16 protein-coding genes are annotated in these 14,579 nt (G+C 73.1%); 9 read left to right on the forward strand and 7 right to left on the reverse strand.

Translation table 11 applies throughout. From position 1 onward, the window contains the following. Together IEZ20_RS37570 and IEZ20_RS37575 are read left to right on the forward strand one after the other, a co-directional pair. On the forward strand, positions 1-366 hold the full coding sequence (locus IEZ20_RS37570; RefSeq protein ID WP_189307286.1) for a MerR family transcriptional regulator: 366 nt from the start codon (positions 1-3) through the stop codon (positions 364-366). Between the two features lie 165 nt (positions 367-531). After that, entirely contained in the window at positions 532-1,167 is a 636-nt protein-coding gene (locus tag IEZ20_RS37575; RefSeq protein WP_189307288.1) for a PadR family transcriptional regulator, read from the forward strand. A 92-nt stretch (positions 1,168-1,259) separates the two neighbouring features. Here the strand turns inward: IEZ20_RS37575 and IEZ20_RS37580 are convergent, their stop codons facing one another. After that, positions 1,260-1,688, reverse strand: a complete 429-nt coding sequence (locus IEZ20_RS37580) for a type II toxin-antitoxin system Rv0910 family toxin (RefSeq protein ID WP_189307290.1) — start codon at positions 1,686-1,688, stop codon at positions 1,260-1,262. A 334-nt stretch (positions 1,689-2,022) separates the two neighbouring features. On the opposite strand from IEZ20_RS37580, the gene IEZ20_RS37585 reads away from it, so the two are divergent. From IEZ20_RS37585 to IEZ20_RS37595, 3 genes are all read left to right on the forward strand, one after another. Further along, entirely contained in the window at positions 2,023-2,514 is a 492-nt protein-coding gene (locus tag IEZ20_RS37585; RefSeq protein WP_373304045.1) for a Clp protease N-terminal domain-containing protein, read from the forward strand. A gap of 77 nt (positions 2,515-2,591) precedes the next feature. Continuing rightward, positions 2,592-3,596: an EamA family transporter gene (locus IEZ20_RS37590; protein ID WP_189307294.1), complete on the forward strand. Its 1,005-nt coding sequence runs from the start codon at positions 2,592-2,594 to the stop codon at positions 3,594-3,596. 192 nt (positions 3,597-3,788) lie between these two features. Further along, positions 3,789-4,802: a DMT family transporter gene (locus tag IEZ20_RS37595; RefSeq protein ID WP_189307296.1), complete on the forward strand. Its 1,014-nt coding sequence runs from the start codon at positions 3,789-3,791 to the stop codon at positions 4,800-4,802. An 18-nt stretch (positions 4,803-4,820) separates the two neighbouring features. Here IEZ20_RS37595 and IEZ20_RS37600 read toward each other — a convergent pair whose 3' ends face one another. Next, a complete protein-coding gene (locus tag IEZ20_RS37600) occupies positions 4,821-5,501 on the reverse strand; it encodes a pyridoxamine 5'-phosphate oxidase family protein (protein WP_189307298.1) in 681 nt (226 codons plus the stop codon). Between the two features lie 62 nt (positions 5,502-5,563). Here IEZ20_RS37600 and IEZ20_RS37605 point away from each other — a divergent pair, with 62 nt between their 5' ends. Further along, positions 5,564-6,895, forward strand: a complete 1,332-nt coding sequence (locus IEZ20_RS37605) for an aminotransferase class I/II-fold pyridoxal phosphate-dependent enzyme (RefSeq protein ID WP_189307300.1) — start codon at positions 5,564-5,566, stop codon at positions 6,893-6,895. 153 nt (positions 6,896-7,048) lie between these two features. Here IEZ20_RS37605 and IEZ20_RS37610 read toward each other — a convergent pair whose 3' ends face one another. Continuing rightward, positions 7,049-7,990, reverse strand: a complete 942-nt coding sequence (locus IEZ20_RS37610; protein ID WP_189307302.1) for a DMT family transporter — start codon at positions 7,988-7,990, stop codon at positions 7,049-7,051. Positions 7,991-8,064: 74 nt separating this feature from the next. On the opposite strand from IEZ20_RS37610, the gene IEZ20_RS37615 reads away from it, so the two are divergent. Then, positions 8,065-8,967 carry a LysR family transcriptional regulator gene (locus tag IEZ20_RS37615; RefSeq protein WP_189307305.1) on the forward strand — a complete coding sequence of 301 codons (903 nt, stop codon included), beginning with the start codon at positions 8,065-8,067 and terminating at the stop codon, positions 8,965-8,967. A 6-nt stretch (positions 8,968-8,973) separates the two neighbouring features. On the opposite strand, the gene IEZ20_RS37620 is transcribed toward IEZ20_RS37615, so the two are convergent. Next, positions 8,974-9,444: a pyridoxamine 5'-phosphate oxidase family protein gene (locus IEZ20_RS37620; RefSeq protein ID WP_189307307.1), complete on the reverse strand. Its 471-nt coding sequence runs from the start codon at positions 9,442-9,444 to the stop codon at positions 8,974-8,976. Between the two features lie 98 nt (positions 9,445-9,542). Between IEZ20_RS37620 and IEZ20_RS37625 the strand changes: the two genes are divergently transcribed. Continuing rightward, positions 9,543-10,208 carry a cysteine hydrolase family protein gene (locus tag IEZ20_RS37625; protein WP_189307309.1) on the forward strand — a complete coding sequence of 222 codons (666 nt, stop codon included), beginning with the start codon at positions 9,543-9,545 and terminating at the stop codon, positions 10,206-10,208. Here IEZ20_RS37625 and IEZ20_RS37630 read toward each other — a convergent pair. Next, positions 10,195-10,680 carry a Rieske (2Fe-2S) protein gene (locus IEZ20_RS37630; protein WP_189307311.1) on the reverse strand — a complete coding sequence of 162 codons (486 nt, stop codon included), beginning with the start codon at positions 10,678-10,680 and terminating at the stop codon, positions 10,195-10,197. The genes IEZ20_RS37625 and IEZ20_RS37630 overlap by 14 nt on opposite strands. A 479-nt stretch (positions 10,681-11,159) precedes the next feature. On the opposite strand from IEZ20_RS37630, the gene IEZ20_RS37635 reads away from it, so the two are divergent. Beyond that, the gene (locus tag IEZ20_RS37635) at positions 11,160-11,861 is read left to right on the forward strand and encodes a LuxR C-terminal-related transcriptional regulator (protein ID WP_189307313.1); all 702 of its coding nucleotides are present in this window, start codon (positions 11,160-11,162) and stop codon (positions 11,859-11,861) included. An 84-nt stretch (positions 11,862-11,945) separates the two neighbouring features. Here the strand turns inward: IEZ20_RS37635 and IEZ20_RS37640 are convergent, their stop codons facing one another. After that, positions 11,946-13,316: a TrpB-like pyridoxal phosphate-dependent enzyme gene (locus tag IEZ20_RS37640; protein WP_189307316.1), complete on the reverse strand. Its 1,371-nt coding sequence runs from the start codon at positions 13,314-13,316 to the stop codon at positions 11,946-11,948. 139 nt (positions 13,317-13,455) lie between these two features. Continuing rightward, the gene (locus IEZ20_RS37645) at positions 13,456-14,406 is read right to left on the reverse strand and encodes a DMT family transporter (protein WP_189307317.1); all 951 of its coding nucleotides are present in this window, start codon (positions 14,404-14,406) and stop codon (positions 13,456-13,458) included. Positions 14,407-14,579 lie beyond the last annotated feature (173 nt).

Below are 14,579 nucleotides of genomic sequence, written 5' to 3' on the forward strand. Positions count from 1 at the left end.
ATGCGGATCGGAGAACTGGCCGCGCGCACCGGGGTGTCCAAGGACACGCTGCGCTTCTACGAGAAGATCGGCCTGATCGAGGGTGACCGGCTGCCCAACGGCTACCGTGACTTCCCGCCGGAGACGGTGACCTGGCTGGAGTACGTGCGCACCGCGCAGGCGCTCGGGTTCACCCTGGCCGAGATCGCCCGGCACGGCGCGGAACTGCGGGACGCGCCGGACAGCGCCGAGGCCCTGTCCGCCCTGTTCGAGGACAAGATCCGGATCGTCGACGCGCGCATGGCCGCGTTGGCGGCGCTCCGCGCCGACCTCACCGCCCGCGTCGGCACCGGCTGCCCGCTGCGGGCGGCCGAGCGGACCGGCTGAACCGGCCGAACGCCTCCCCACCCGGCCACTCCTCCCGCCCGGCCGCCACTCCTCCCCGCCCGGACAAGGGGCTTGTCATGCCATCGATACCGATATATCGTTGAGGCATCGCGAACGATACGCGATACGAACATGACAGATCGGCGATGGAATGGAGTGATCGCGATGCGTACCCACGGATTCGAGCGTGGACATCGGCACGAGGGCCCCGGCCGGCGGGGCATGGGCGGCTTCGGCGGCTTCGAGGGGCGGCGGGCCGCCTTCGGTCCCTTCGGGCCGGGCGGCCCGGGATTCGGCCCCGGCGGGCCCGGATTCGGTCCGGGGTCCTGGGGGCCGCGCGGGCGAGGAGGTCCGCGAGGGCGGGCGCGGCGCGGCGATGTGCGCGCCTCGATCCTGGTCCTGCTCAAGGACCGGCCCATGCACGGCTACGAGATGATCCAGGAGATCGCCGAACGCAGCGGCGGCGCCTGGAAGCCCAGCCCCGGCTCGGTCTACCCCACGCTCCAACTGCTGGAGGACGAGGGGCTGATCGCCAGTGAGAGCGAGGGCGGCAAGAAGCTGTTCTCACTGACCGAGAGCGGACGGGCCGCCGTCGAGGAGGTGGCGGACGCCCCCTGGGAGGAGGCCTCGCGCGGAGTCGACTGGGAGGCCCTCGGTGAGATCCGCCAGGCCGGTTTCGGCCTGATGGAGGCCTTCGGGCAGGTCTGGAAGACGGGCAGCAAGGAACAGCGCGAGAAGGCGCTGGCCGTCATCAACGACGCCCGCAAGAAGCTGTACCTCATCCTCGCCGACGAGCACTGAGGTACGACGGCCCGGGCGCCCCGCGTGTCGACGCGCGGGGCGCCTTCGCGTGTCCGGGCCCGGGCCGAGCCCCGGTCCGGCCCCGGCCGGGATCAGGCCACCAGTCCGTCGAGCTTGCGCAGCGACTCGTGCAGGGCGGCCGTCGCCGAGTCCTTGAGCCTGCCCGCCATCAGCGACACCGCCGCGCCGGTGAATTCGCCGTCGATCCGGACCCTCGTCGCGTCCCCGTCCGGAGTCAGGGTGTAGCGGGTGGCGACGGTCACCGCCATCGGGCCCTTGCCGCGGATGGCGAACACCCGGGCCGGCTCCAGTTCCTCGATGGTCCAGTCGACCTCCGCCGGGAAACCCATCAGCTTCATGTTCTCCTGGAACGTCCCGCCCACGGCCAGCGTCTGCGGACCGCCCCCGGGGAAGCTGGTGTGGGTCGCGTTCCACGCCCCGTACGACGGCCAGTCGGTGAGCCGGGCCCACACCTTCTCGGCCGGCGCCTGGATGCGTGCCTCCGCGCTGACTTCGGCCATGCGACCACCCCTTCGGATCGGGCCTATCGGGCTACGGTGTCGCGGAACGTAGCGGCAGGGGCGCGAACATTCAATACTGATGAACCGTCAGAAGTGCTCCGAGGGAGTGCCGACCCTGGGCGGGACGGGTCAGATCTCCTCCGTAAGGATGAGATCCGAGGCGGCGATGTCCACTCGGCGTGGGACGCGAAAATGGTTCCCCTCGTGGATGCCTCGTCCCGTTGAGGCTGATGAGCTAGGGGATGTGCACCCCAGTACAGCCCCTCGGACCGCCCCGGACGGAGCAGTTCCGCATCCGGACGACGCTGCCGGGCTCGACGCCGAGCTGGCAGCGGTGGTCGCCGGTGCCCGCCGCCGGGCCGTGCGGGACGGGGACCGGCACACCGACACCGCCCATCTCCTCCACGCCCTGCTGGAACACGACCCCGAGGTCCGGGCCGCCGTCGGCGGACCGCAACGGCTCGCCCGCCTCCTCGGCTACCTCGTGCAGCGCAGCATCGGCTACGGCCTGCGGTGGCAGGCCGGGGTGGAGGACTCCGGCGCGCTCCCCCTCGTACCCGCCCCGGCCGCTCCCGCCGACCCATCGGGCGGGGTTGCCGACGGTTGGTCTCCCGCCGCGGCAGCCGCGCTCGCGGACGCGGCTGCCCGCGCCCGGCGCCGGGGCGCACCCCGGGTCGGCGGTACCGACCTGCTCGCCGCGCTCGTCGCGGACCCGCGGTCCCGGGCCGTCGAGGTACTGGAACGGGCCGGCATCCCGGCCCGCGAGCTGTCGGCGCGGATCGAGGCGGGAGCCGGCGGGTACGCCGACGACGGCGCGGCCCGCTGACCGCCTGGGCATCCGGCGGTCCACCAGCTGAGACAGGTGTCACCGGGGATGACGCTCCTGTCGGTGCCTGTCATCATGTGCCGGTGCATACGTCTGTGAGCAGTCACCACAGCCCCGGCAAGGGAGCCGGGCTCGGTCTCGCGATCGTGTCGGCGCTGGCCTTCGGCGGTTCCGGAGTGGCCGCCAAGCCGTTGATCGAGGCGGGGCTCGAACCGCTGCACGTGGTGTGGTTGCGGGTGGCGGGCGCCGCCCTGGTGATGCTGCCGACAGCCGTACGGCACCGGGTCCTGCCCCGCCGCCGGCCCGCGCTGCTCGCCGGGTTCGGACTGCTCGCCGTCGCCGGTGTCCAGGCCTGCTACTTCGCCGCGCTGTCCCGCATACCGGTCGGCGTGGCCCTGCTCGTCGAGTACCTGGCCCCCGCCCTGGTGCTGGGCTGGGTGCGGTTCGTGCAGCGGCGGCCCGTCACCCGTGCCGCCGCGTTCGGCGTGGTCCTCGCGGCAGGCGGCCTCGCCTGTGTGGTCGAGGTCTGGTCCGGGCTGAGCTTCGACGCGCTGGGCCTGGTCTTCGCCCTCGGCGCCGCCTGCTGCCAGGTCGGCTACTTCGTCCTGTCCGACCAGGGCAGCGACGCGGGCGACGCGGCGCCGGACCCGCTCGGTGTCATCGCGTACGGCCTGCTCGTCGGCGCCGCCGTGCTGACGGTCGTGGCCCGGCCCTGGAGCATGGACTGGTCGGTGCTCGCCGGCTCCGCGGACATGGGCGGCACCGCCGTACCGGCCGCCGCCCTGCTCGCCTGGATCGTGCTGGTCGCCACCGTGATCGCGTACGTCACGGGCGTCCTGTCCGTGCGCCGGCTGTCGCCGCAGGTCGCCGGTGTCGTCGCCTGCCTGGAGGCGGTCATCGCGACCGTGCTGGCCTGGGTGCTGCTCGGCGAGCACCTGAGCGCGCCGCAGGTCGCCGGTGGCGCGGTCGTCCTGGCCGGCGCGTTCATCGCCCAGTCCTCCACCCCGGCCAAGGGCTCCCCGGAACCGGTCGCCTCAGGCGGCGCGGAAAGGGAGTTGTCCGCCCGGGGCACCGCCGCCTAGAGTCCGGGCCATGCCGCACAACGCACTCGTCCTTCCGCCCCCGGCCGCCTGAGGCGGGCCTCCGGTCATCGCCCGGCGCACACACGCGCCGGGCTGGACGGTGCTGCCCGCAGAAGAAGTCCGTGCGCCCCGCCGAGGCGGGGACGCAACCGAACTTCGCACGTACGCGTGCGCTTCTGCGGAGAGATTCCCTTGCCGACGTCGCATTCGTCGCACCCCGCGTCCGGCCTGCCCGTCGGGCGTGGCCTGCTGTATCTGATCGTCACCGGTGCCGCCTGGGGCACCGCGGGCGCCGCCGCCTCGCTGGTCTACCGGGCCAGTGACCTGGGCGCCTTCGCCCTCTCCTTCTGGCGCTGCGCGCTGGGCCTGGCCCTCCTCTCGGCCGGCCGGCTGCTGCGCCCGCGCGCCCGCCGTACGGCCGCAGCCAGAACCGCAGCCACAGCCACGGCTGCGACCACGTCGACGGCCGCGGCCACGGCCGGGTCCACGCGCCGCTGGATCACGCGGGCCCTGGCCACCGGGCTCGGTCTCGCCGTGTTCCAGACCGCGTACTTCGCGGCCGTGGCGTCGACCGGGCTGGCCGTGGCCACCGTCGTGACCCTCGGCGCGGGCCCCGTGCTCATCGCGCTCGGGGCCCGGGTGCTGCTCGGCGAGCGGCTCGGCGCGGGCGGTGTCACGGCGGTCGCCGGTGCGCTCGCCGGGCTGGCCGTGCTCACCCTCGGCGGCTCGGCCGCGACCGTCCGTCCGGCGGGTGTGCTGTCGGCCCTGGCCTCGGCGGCGGGCTACGCCGTCATGACCCTGCTCACCCGCTGGTGGGGCAGGGACGGCGGCACGGACGCCGGGGGCGCCACGGTGGGGGCCTTCACGGTGACCAGCCTGTGCCTGCTGCCGTTCGCGGTGCACGAGGGGCTGCTCCCGCACACGGCCCACCCGGTCCGGCTGCTGTGGCTGCTGCTCTACATCGCCGCCGTGCCCACGGCCCTCGCCTACGCCCTCTACTTCGCCGGAGCCGCCGTCGTCCGGTCCGCGACCGTCTCCGTGATCATGCTGCTGGAGCCGGTGACCGCGGCCGTGCTCGCCGTCGTCCTGCTCGGCGAACGGCTCACGCCGGCCACGGTGGCCGGCACCGCGCTGCTGCTCGGAGCCGTCGCGGGCCTCGCCGTGAGCGAGGCCCGCGACGGCCGGCGGGACGCGGTCCCGGTGTGAGGGGGGGGAGCCGCGCCGTTACCGCGCCGCCAGGTAGTCCGGCAGCTCGATGCCGGGCGTCAGGTCGGCGTTGGGGACCGGGGCGTCGTAGCCCTTGCGGAGCGGGACGACCCCGGCCCAGTGCGGCAGCGAGAGGTCGTCCGGCTCGTCGTTGGCGCCGCCGGTGCGGACCTTCGCCGAGACCTCCTCCAGGTCCAGGCGGATGACGGCGGTGGCGGCCAGCTCCTTCTTGTTCGCGGGCCGGGAGTCGGCGGCCCGGCCCGGGACGACGTGGTCGACCAGCGCGTCCAGGGCGAGGCGCCGCTCCTCGGGGTCGGTGACCTCGTGCGCGATGCCGTGCACCACGACCGAGCGGTAGTTGATCGAGTGGTGGAAGGCGGAGCGGGCCAGCACCAGACCGTCGACGTGGGTCACCGTCAGGCACACCGGCAGACCGGGGTCGGTCTGGCCGGTCATCCGCAGCGGGCGCGAACCGGTGGACCCGTGGACGTACAGCCGCTCGCCGACCCGGCCGTACAGCGTCGGCAGCACCACCGGGGCGCCGTCCCGGACGAAGCCGAGGTGGCAGACGTACCCCTCGTCCAGGATGGCGTGCACCAGCTCCCTGTCGTACGACGCCCGGTCGGCGGAGCGCGTGGGCACGGTCCGGTCGGTCGGCTGGTAGGCGGTGGCCCGGGTGTCCTCGGTCGTGCCCTGCATGGTGATCCCCTCGACGGCGGCGGACTGTGCACCGATCTTTGTACTAGTGCATAATGTTCTTTGTGCTAGGAGAATATCGGATCACCGGGCGGGGCGCAGCCGAGATCGCCGCCAGCGTCGAGCAGGCGGTCGGCGCGGGGCAGCTGCAGCCTGGGCAACCACTGCCGCCCATGCGGGAGTTGGCGGACCGGCTGGGGGTGAACCCGAACACGGTCGCGGCCGCCTACCGCACGCTGCGTGAGCGCGGGGTGATCGAGACGGCCGGGCGCCGGGGGAGTCGTGTCCGCCCCAGGCCGGCCACCACCGGCCGGGAGCAGCTGCGGGTGGAGGTGCCGCCCGGTGGCCGTGACCTCTCCACGGGCAACCCGGACCCGGCCCTGCTGCCCCGCCTGGCCCCGGCCCTCGCCGCGGCGGCCGAGCGGAGCGACGGCCGTCCCGTCCTCTACGGCGACGACCCCGTGGACGCCGGCCTCGCCCGCGTCGCCCGCGCCGAACTGGACGCCGACGGCGTCCCCGCGGGCCCGCTGACCGTGACCTCCGGCTCCCTGGACGCCATCGAACGCCTCCTCGCCGCGCACCTCCGCCCCGGCGACACCGTCGCCGTCGAGGATCCCGGCTGGGGCAGCCTCCTCGACCTCGTTCCCGCCCTCGGTCTGCACACGGCCCCGGTCGGCGTGGACGACGACGGACCGCGCGCGGACGATCTGCGCCGCGCCCTGGAGTCCGGGGCCCGCGCCGTGATCGTGACCGACCGGGCCCAGAACCCGACCGGCGCCTCGGTGACCGCCACGCGCGCGCGTGCCCTGCGCGCCGTGCTGCGCGACCACCCGGAGACCCTGCTCATCGAGGACGACCACGGCCACGGCATCGTCGACCTGCCCCTGCACCCCCTCGCGGGCACCACCCGGCACTGGGCCTTCGCCCGCTCCGCCGCCAAGGCCTACGGCCCCGACCTGCGACTCGCCGTCCTCACCGGGGACCCCGTCACCGTCGACCGGGTCCGGGGCCGCCAGCGCCTCGGCCCCGGCTGGGTGAGCCTGCTGCTGCAACGGACCGTGGCCCACCTGTGGACGCGCGGCGCGGTGGACCGGGCGGCGGTGGCGGAGTCGTACCGAACCCGCAGGGAGGGGCTGGTCGACGCGCTGGCGGAGCGGGGTGTCGTCGCCCACGGCCGCAGCGGCATGAACGTCTGGGTGCCGGTCCCCGACGAGACGGCCGCGGTGGCCCGGCTCGTCCAGGCGGGCTGGGCGGTGGCCCCGGGAGCCCGCTTCCGTCTGGCCTCCCCCCAGGGCGTCCGCGTCACGGTCTCACCGCTCACCGAGGAGGACATCGCCCCGCTGGCCGACGCGGTGGCTGCGGCCGTACGCCCGTCTCCGGCCCGCGCGTACGGCTGAGCGCGTGTGCGTACGGCCGGACACCTCGCGCTGCCGTGCCGTCGAGGCCCGGCCGGCCTGACCCGCCCGGGCCTCTCTTCCGGATCATGCCTCGGGCGGGGTGGACGATGGCCGACGTGGCGCGCGTGACGGAGGTGCCGGTCGAGCAGACCGTCACGCGCTCCTGCCGCGCACCTGGGTGAGTGCCGCTCCCGCGAGGACGATCACCGCTCCCACCGGCGTGGTCCACCGCAGCGACTCCCCGAGGATCGCCACCCCCGCGGCCGTGGCGATGACGGGAATGAAGTAGGTGACCATCTGGGCGGTGGTGGGGCCGACTTCCGCGACGAGTCCGTACTGGATCAGCACCGCCAGTCCGGTCCCCAGCGCTCCCAGCGCCGCGACGGCCAGCAGCGGCACCGGGGAGAAGTGGTCCGGGGCGCTGGTGAACAGCGGGGTCACCACGGCCAGCTGGACGGTGGCCAGCAGCAACTGGCCCCCGGTCATCGACAGGTGGGAGTTCCCGGTGCCGGCCAGGGTGCGCCGGACGTAGATCCACCCCACCGGGTAGCTCAGCGAGGCCAGGAGCGCCATCGCCGTGCCCGTGGCGTCCAGGCCGTGGAAGCCCTGCCAGGCGCCGAGCACGGTGAGGACGCCCAGGAAGCCCAGGCCGAGGCCGGCGACGCGCACCCGGGTGGGGCGGTCCTCCGACAGGGCGACCAGGGAGAGGGCCATGCCCCACAGGGGGGAGGTCGCGTTGCAGATGCCGGCCAGGGTGGACGGGATCGTCAGCTCGGAGTAGGCGAACAGGGAGAACGGCAGGGCGTTCAGCAGGAACGCGGCGACGGCCATGTGCCCCCACAGCCGGGCCCCGCGCGGCAGCCGCTCCCGCTTCACCGCCATCGCCGCACCCAGCACCGCCGTACCGAACAGCAGCCGTCCGAGGGTGACCTGGAAGGGCGCGTACCCCTCGGTCCCCACCTTGATCAAGAGGAAGCTGAAGCCCCAGATCAGGGACAGGGCGCCGAAACGGAGCCGCCAGCCGAGGCGGGGGCGGGGGCCGGTGGTGGCGGGGGAGGAGGACCGGGTGCGGGACGCAGGGGTGACCGTGCTCATGGCCTCCACGATGCGGGACCGAACCTCGTAGCACAATCGAGATTTCTCGCCGGGTACCTCTTAGAATCGCTTACATGTTGAATCTGGAGCGCCTGCGCACCCTCGACGCCCTGGCCCGGCACGGCTCCGTCAGCGCCGCCGCCGAAGCGCTGCACGTCACCACGTCCGCGGTCTCGCAGCAGCTGGGCAAGCTGGAGCGGGAGGTCGGCCAGCAGCTCCTCGCCAAGAACGGCCGGGGTGTCCGGCTCACGGACGCCGGCCGGCTGCTGTCGGAGCACGCGGCACGCATCCTGTCGCAGGTCGAGCTGGCCGAGTCGGACCTGGAGGCGCACCGCGGCCAGGTCGTCGGCGAGCTGCGGCTGTCGGCCTTCCCCACCGCAGCCCGCGGCCTCTTCCCCGCCGCGCTCGGCGCGCTGCGCAGCGCACACCCCGGCCTGCGGGTGCGCTCCAGCGAGCTGGAGCCGGAGAACGGCATCGCCGGGGTCGTCCGCGGCGATCTCGACCTCGCCGTGGTCCTGGACTGGTACAACAAGCCGATGCCCGTCCCCGACGGCCTGGTCAAGGCGCCCCTGCTGGACGACCCGGCCGAGGTCGCCATGCCCGTCGGGCACCGGCTCGCGGACCGGGACGAGGTCGACCTCACCGAGTTCGCCGAGGACGAGTGGATCACCTGGGGCGAGGGCGAGTTCTGCCACGAGTGGCTGATGTTCACCCTCAGGTCCAAGGGTGTCGAGCCGATCGTCGGCCACCGCGCGGGCGAGACCCACACCCAGCTGGGGCTCGTGGCCGCCGGGCTGGGGGTGTGCATCGCGCCGCTGCTGGGCCGGCACCCGGTGCCCGACGGCGTGGTGCTGGTACCGCTCAGGCAGCACGTGCGCCGTCATGTGTACGTGGTGTGGCGGGCGGACGCCGACCGGCGGCCCTCGATCCGCGCGGCCGTGGACGCCCTGCGCACGGCCGCGCGGAAGCTCGGCTGACCGCGCTCACGCCCCGCCCAGCTTCCGGAAGTCCCAGGAGACGATCTTCTCCGGGGTCAGCCGGGCCCACGCGTGCCGGCCGTCGTGCGGCATCTCGTCCAGACCGAAGTTCTTGCGCGCGAACAGCGTCTCCGCCGTGTCCAGTTCGGCGCACAGCTCGCCCGTGCGCGGCACCTCGCCCACGAACTCCACCCGGCCGGACAGCTCGACCCCGCGCAACTGGTCGTACTCCTCACCGGAGTCGACCACGACGGCCACCCGCGGATCCCGGCTCAGCTGGGCCCAGCGCCGGCTGCGCACCACCGAGTACAGCCACAGCGAGGTGCCGTCCCAGGCGAACCACAGCGCGCTCACGTGCGGCGTTCCGTCGGCCGAGACGGTCGCGACCCGGCAGGTGCGCTGACTGGTGAGGAACGCGTCCAGCTCGCCGGGTGTCATCATGATCCTCCGGCCCCGGCGCTGCTGAGTGACGGTCATGCTGCCCCCTCTTCTCCCACGTCGTGTCAGAAAACTATGGTGATCCTCTGACATCACGTCAGAAAAGAGAAGCCGTCGTCTTCAAGGGGGCGCGTGCCATGCCGTCGTACGAGCGACTCGACGACCTCCTCGATCCCGGGAGCACCGTCCTGCTCACCGTCGAGTGCCAGCAGGGGGTCGTCGGCCCGGACAGCGCCCTGCCCGAACTCGCCCGCGAGGCACGTTCGTCGGGTGCCCTGCGCAACGTGGCCCGGCTGGTCGCCGCCGCCCACGAGACCGGGGTGCAGGTGATCCACGCGGTCGCCGAGCGCCGTCCCGACGGCCGGGGCGCCAGTCGTAACGCCCGCCTGTTCCGGGCCGCCGAACGGCTCCCCGTGCAGCAGCTCAGCGGCAGCACGGCGGTCCGGGTGGCACCCCCGATCGAGGTCGCCGAGGAGGACTTCGTCGTACGGCGGCTGCACGGGCTGTCCCCGGTCCACGGCACCGACGTCGACGCCCTGCTGCGCAACCTCGGCTGCCGCACGCTGGTCGTCACCGGGGTCTCGGCCAACGTGGCCGTCCCCAACGCGGTGTTCGACGCCGTCAACCTCGGCTACACCGCCGTCGTCCCGTCCGACGCCGTCGCGGGGGTGCCCGCCGAGTACACCCGGGCGATGCTCCGCAACACCCTCGCGCTGGTCGCCACGGTCGCGACCACCGACGAGGTGATCGGCTGCCTCGCACGGGTGCACGCGCGGCGCCGAGCGGGGCTCAGGCCAGCTTGATCTCGTCGCCGGAGACGGTGATCTTCGCCGCCGCCAGCGCCTGTGTGGCCGGTCCCTTCTTCACGCTGCCGTCCGTCACGGAGAACTCGCTGTGGTGGCAGGGGCAGACGATCACGCCGTTCGCCACGCTGCCCACCGCACAGCCCTGGTGGGTGCACTTGGACGAGAACGCCTTGTAGGTGCCCGCCGTCGGCTGCGTGACCACGACACCGTGGTCCTTGAAGATCCTGCCGCCGCCCTCGGGGATGTCCGCGGTCTTCGCGAGGGCGGCGCCGCCGCCCGCCGCAGTGCCGCTGCTGTCCTGAGCGGAACCGCCGGAACCGGCGGAGTCTGACCCGGTGGCGGCACCGGCGGACGAGTCGTCGTCCGAGCCGCAGGCGGTCAGCGCGGCGGCGAGCCCCGCCGCTCCGGCCGCCGCCATGACGGTACGGCGGGCCGGTCCCGCTGCGGGGTGGAGGGATGGGCTGGTCATGTGAGGTTCCCTTCCGCGGAGCTTGTCGTGGTCCGTCATGGGGTACGGCCCGGGGGCGACGGCCGTTCAGACGGGCACCCAGATCCTTCCCGCCCGGCGCGGCTCCGCCGGGACCGGTCGACACGACCGGATTTCCGCCAGCTTTCGGCCGTGTTTCGGACAATCGACGCGCGAGCCCGGCATTCCGGGCAACTCCGCAGGAGTTCGGAATGTCTGGTACAGGGAGGTGCGCCGCGCGGCCGCGCACGGACCCGGGAGCATGATCCGCTCCCCACGGTTGCCGGCCCCGCATTTCTCGCGCGGTGGTTACGAGCCGACCCGCCGCACACGGAGTTTGCGGGACCGTTTACCGTCTCACCGGTGGGATTCGGCGGCTCGTCGTCTATCCTTCGACCTCGGGGTTCCGACACCAATGCGCTTTCGACCGCGTTCGTGCAAGTGAAGATCCACTTCTGCGGAAAAGACGGGGGAATCGGCACGTGGAGAACTTAAAGTCGCAACAACCTTCGGAGACCACTGTTATTCGCGTCCTCATTCTGGACGCGTCGCCGATCACGCGCAGCGGCCTGGGGGCGGTACTGCGCTGCAAGTCCGGAATCGACGTCGTGGCCGAGGCGTGCGACCACCACGAGGCGGTGACGCTGATGGCCGAGACCAAGCCGCACGTCGTCGTCCACACCGTCGAGAGCCCCAACGGCTCCTCGGCGACGCTGCGGCAGGCCAAGGACTGGCAGGGCAAGGTGCTGGCACTGGTCAGCGACTCCCTGTGCGACTCCGCGACGATCGGCCTCATCGGAAAGGACGCCGACGGAACGCTGCTGCGCAGCGCGCAGGTCGACGACCTGGTGGCCGCGCTGCACATGCTCGTCGCCGGCTACTCCCTCTTCCCGGCACCGGTCGCCGCGGCCGGACCGGCAGAGCGCCGGCTCCCGTCGGCGACCCTCTCCCCGTCCGCGCTGCCGAGGCCGGCCTCCACCTCCACGCCCTGCCAGCTGACGCCCCGGGAACACGACGTGCTGCGCCTGCTCGGCCGGGGCCGCACCAACGCCGAGATCTCCGTGCAACTCACGCTCAGCGAAAGCACCGTGAAGTCCCACGTGCAGAACCTGCTGGCGAAACTGGGGCTGCGCAACCGCGTCGAGGCGGCGCTGTACGCCGTCGAGGCCGGCCTGGTCGACTGAGCCGGGCCGCGCCGCGCCATCGGGCCGCGCACCCCTGAGCGGGTGCGCGGCCCGAGTACGGCGCGACGGCACCGTCGCCCGGTCTCAGACCGGGATCTTCGCCGAGGGCAGCTCACCGAGGGCCCGCTCGATCTCCGCCTGGTCCGGCTCGTGGTCGGTCAACGTGTGGGCCAGGTAGGAGTCGTAGGCCGCCATGTCGAAGTTGCCGTGCCCGGAGACGTGGACGAGGATCGCCCGCGCTTCGCCCGCCTCCCGTGCGGCCAGCGCCTCGTCGATCGCCCCGCGCACGCCGTGGGCGGACTCCGGAGCCATCACGAAGCCCTCATTGCGGGCGAAGAGCACGGCCGCGCTGAAGATGTCGGTCTGCGAGACCGAGCGCGCCTGCACGTGGCCGTGCTGCACCAGCGTCCCCATGGTCGGGGAACTGCCGTGGTGGCGCAGGCCGCCGGCGTGGATGGGGGCGGGCATGAAGTTGTGCCCGAGGGTGAACATCGGCAGCACCGGGCCGAGCGAGGCGGTGTCCGGATAGTCGTAGGCGTAGGTGCCCCGGGTGAGGCTGGGGCAGGCGTCCGGCTCGACCGCGACGAAGCGGGTGCCGGAGCGCTTGCCGGACAGGGTGTCGTACAGGAACGGATAGGACAGGCCGGCGTAGCCGGAGCCGCCGCCGACGCAGCCCACCACCACGTCGGGGTAGTCGTCGGCGATCTCCAGCTGCTTCTTGGCCTCCAGGCCGATCACCGACTGGTGGATCAGTACGTTGTTGGAGATCGAGCCGAGCGCGAAGCGGGTGTCCTCGCGGCTGAGCGCGTCCTGCACGGCCTCGCTGATGGCGATGCCGATCGAACCCGGGGAGTCGGGGGTCTCCGCCAGCACCGCGCGCCCGGCCTCCGTGAGCGGACTGGGCGACGGGTGCACCTCGGCACCCCAGGTCTCCATCAGGATGCGCCGGTAGGGCTTCTGCTGGAAGGAGGAGCGGACCATGTAGACGGTGACGTCCAGACCGAACAGCGAGCCCGCGAAGGACAGCGCCGAGCCCCACTGCCCGGCCCCGGTCTCGCTGGTCAGCCGGCGTACACCGTCCTCGGCCGCGTAGAACGCCTGGGCGATGGCGGTGTTGGGCTTGTGGGACCCCGCGGGTGAGACGCCCTCGTACTTGAAGTAGATCCGGGCCGGGGTGTCCAGCGCGCGCTCCAGCCGCGTCGCCCGGTGCAGCGGGGAGGGCCGCCAGATCTGGTACAGCTCGCGCACCCGGTCCGGGATCTCGATCCAGCGCTCCTCGGAGAACTCCTGCTCGATGACGCCCTGGGGCAGCAGGCCTGAGAGGTCCTCAGGACGCAGCGGCTCCAGCGTCTGCGGGTGCAGCGCGGGCGGCGGGCTCGCCGGCAGGTCGGGAACGATGTTGTACCAGTGGTCCGGAAGGTCTGCGGCGCTCAGGACGACATGCGTGGTGGTCATGGATTTCGCATCCTCACGGGAGAGGGAAGGAGATGCGGCGCGGTGGCGCCGAGATGCCGGATGCGGCCCTGCGGGGGACCTGGCCCCCTCATGCTAGAAATGCGGCTCCTGGCCCGCTACCAGGCGAAATGACGAAAGTTCACCCGTCGTCATCCGCCGTCGGTACCGGCACTTTCGGATCTGCCGCACCGGATTCCGGTCCTTCGGACGCGGGCCCGCCGGGCGTGGGTCCGGCGTCACGGGCCGGCGCGGACAAGCCCGCGCTGAGTCCCGTACCGACCAGGATGCTGCCGGTGACCTGGGCCGCGCCGAGCGTGCCGCTGCCGACGATCGGCGCGGTGAACGCCGCCGCGACCGGGATGAGCCCGGCGAACAGGCTGGTCGCCTCCGGGCCGAGGGTGCGCAGGCCGAGGTAGTAGAAGATGAACGCCGCGGCGGTCACCGCCACCGCCAGGTAGCACAGGGCACCCAGTTCGCGTGCGTGCGGCCAGCGCAGCTCCCCGGCGGGCAGTTCGACCGCCGCGGTCAGGACACCCATCTCGACCGTGGCCAGCACACAGACGTAGGTCGCCACCGGGATCGCCCCCAGCCGGGGCAGCAGCGGCACCGCCAGCAAGGTGAAGGAGACCTCGCCCAGCAGCGCCAGCAGGGAGAACCCGAAGCCGCCCGCGCTGCCGCGCCCGAAACCGACGAGCAGCGCGGCACCGGCGACCACCAGCGCGGCCGAGGCGATCAGACGCCCTGATACCCGGCGCCGGCTCAGCAGGGGGCCGGCGATCGCCACCAGCAGCGGGGTGGCACCGACGATCACGCCGAGTACGGCGGGCTCGGCGGAGCGCAGCGCGGCCAGACAGGCCAGATTGAAGCCGACCAGGCCGGTCCCGGCCAGCAGCGCCAGCAGCGCCCACTCGGTTCCGGTCGGCCGCGGCCAGGGCGCGCGCCCGACGACGGACAGCAGCGACAGGCTCAGCGCACCCAGGGCGAACCGCAGGGTCTGGCCGCTCAGAAACGGGTAGTGCGTCAGCAGGCTCGTGGCCACGAAGGAGGTGCCCGCCAGCGCGGTGCCGAGCGCCGCGTAAAGCGCGCCCACGGTCCGAGAAGGCGCCGTTCCCGCCGCCGGTTGCCCGGCCCCGCCCGATTCACTTGAGGTCATGCGGGCAGGTTATTGGCGGAACACGCTATTCCACCAGCGTACTTTCGGATAGCCCGCCGTTTGACTCCGCCAATGGTTCCTCATCATTTCTGGCGTGGCCCCGGCCGCTC

The organism is Streptomyces cinerochromogenes (assembly GCF_014648635.1).
Classification (GTDB): domain Bacteria; phylum Actinomycetota; class Actinomycetes; order Streptomycetales; family Streptomycetaceae; genus Streptomyces; species Streptomyces cinerochromogenes.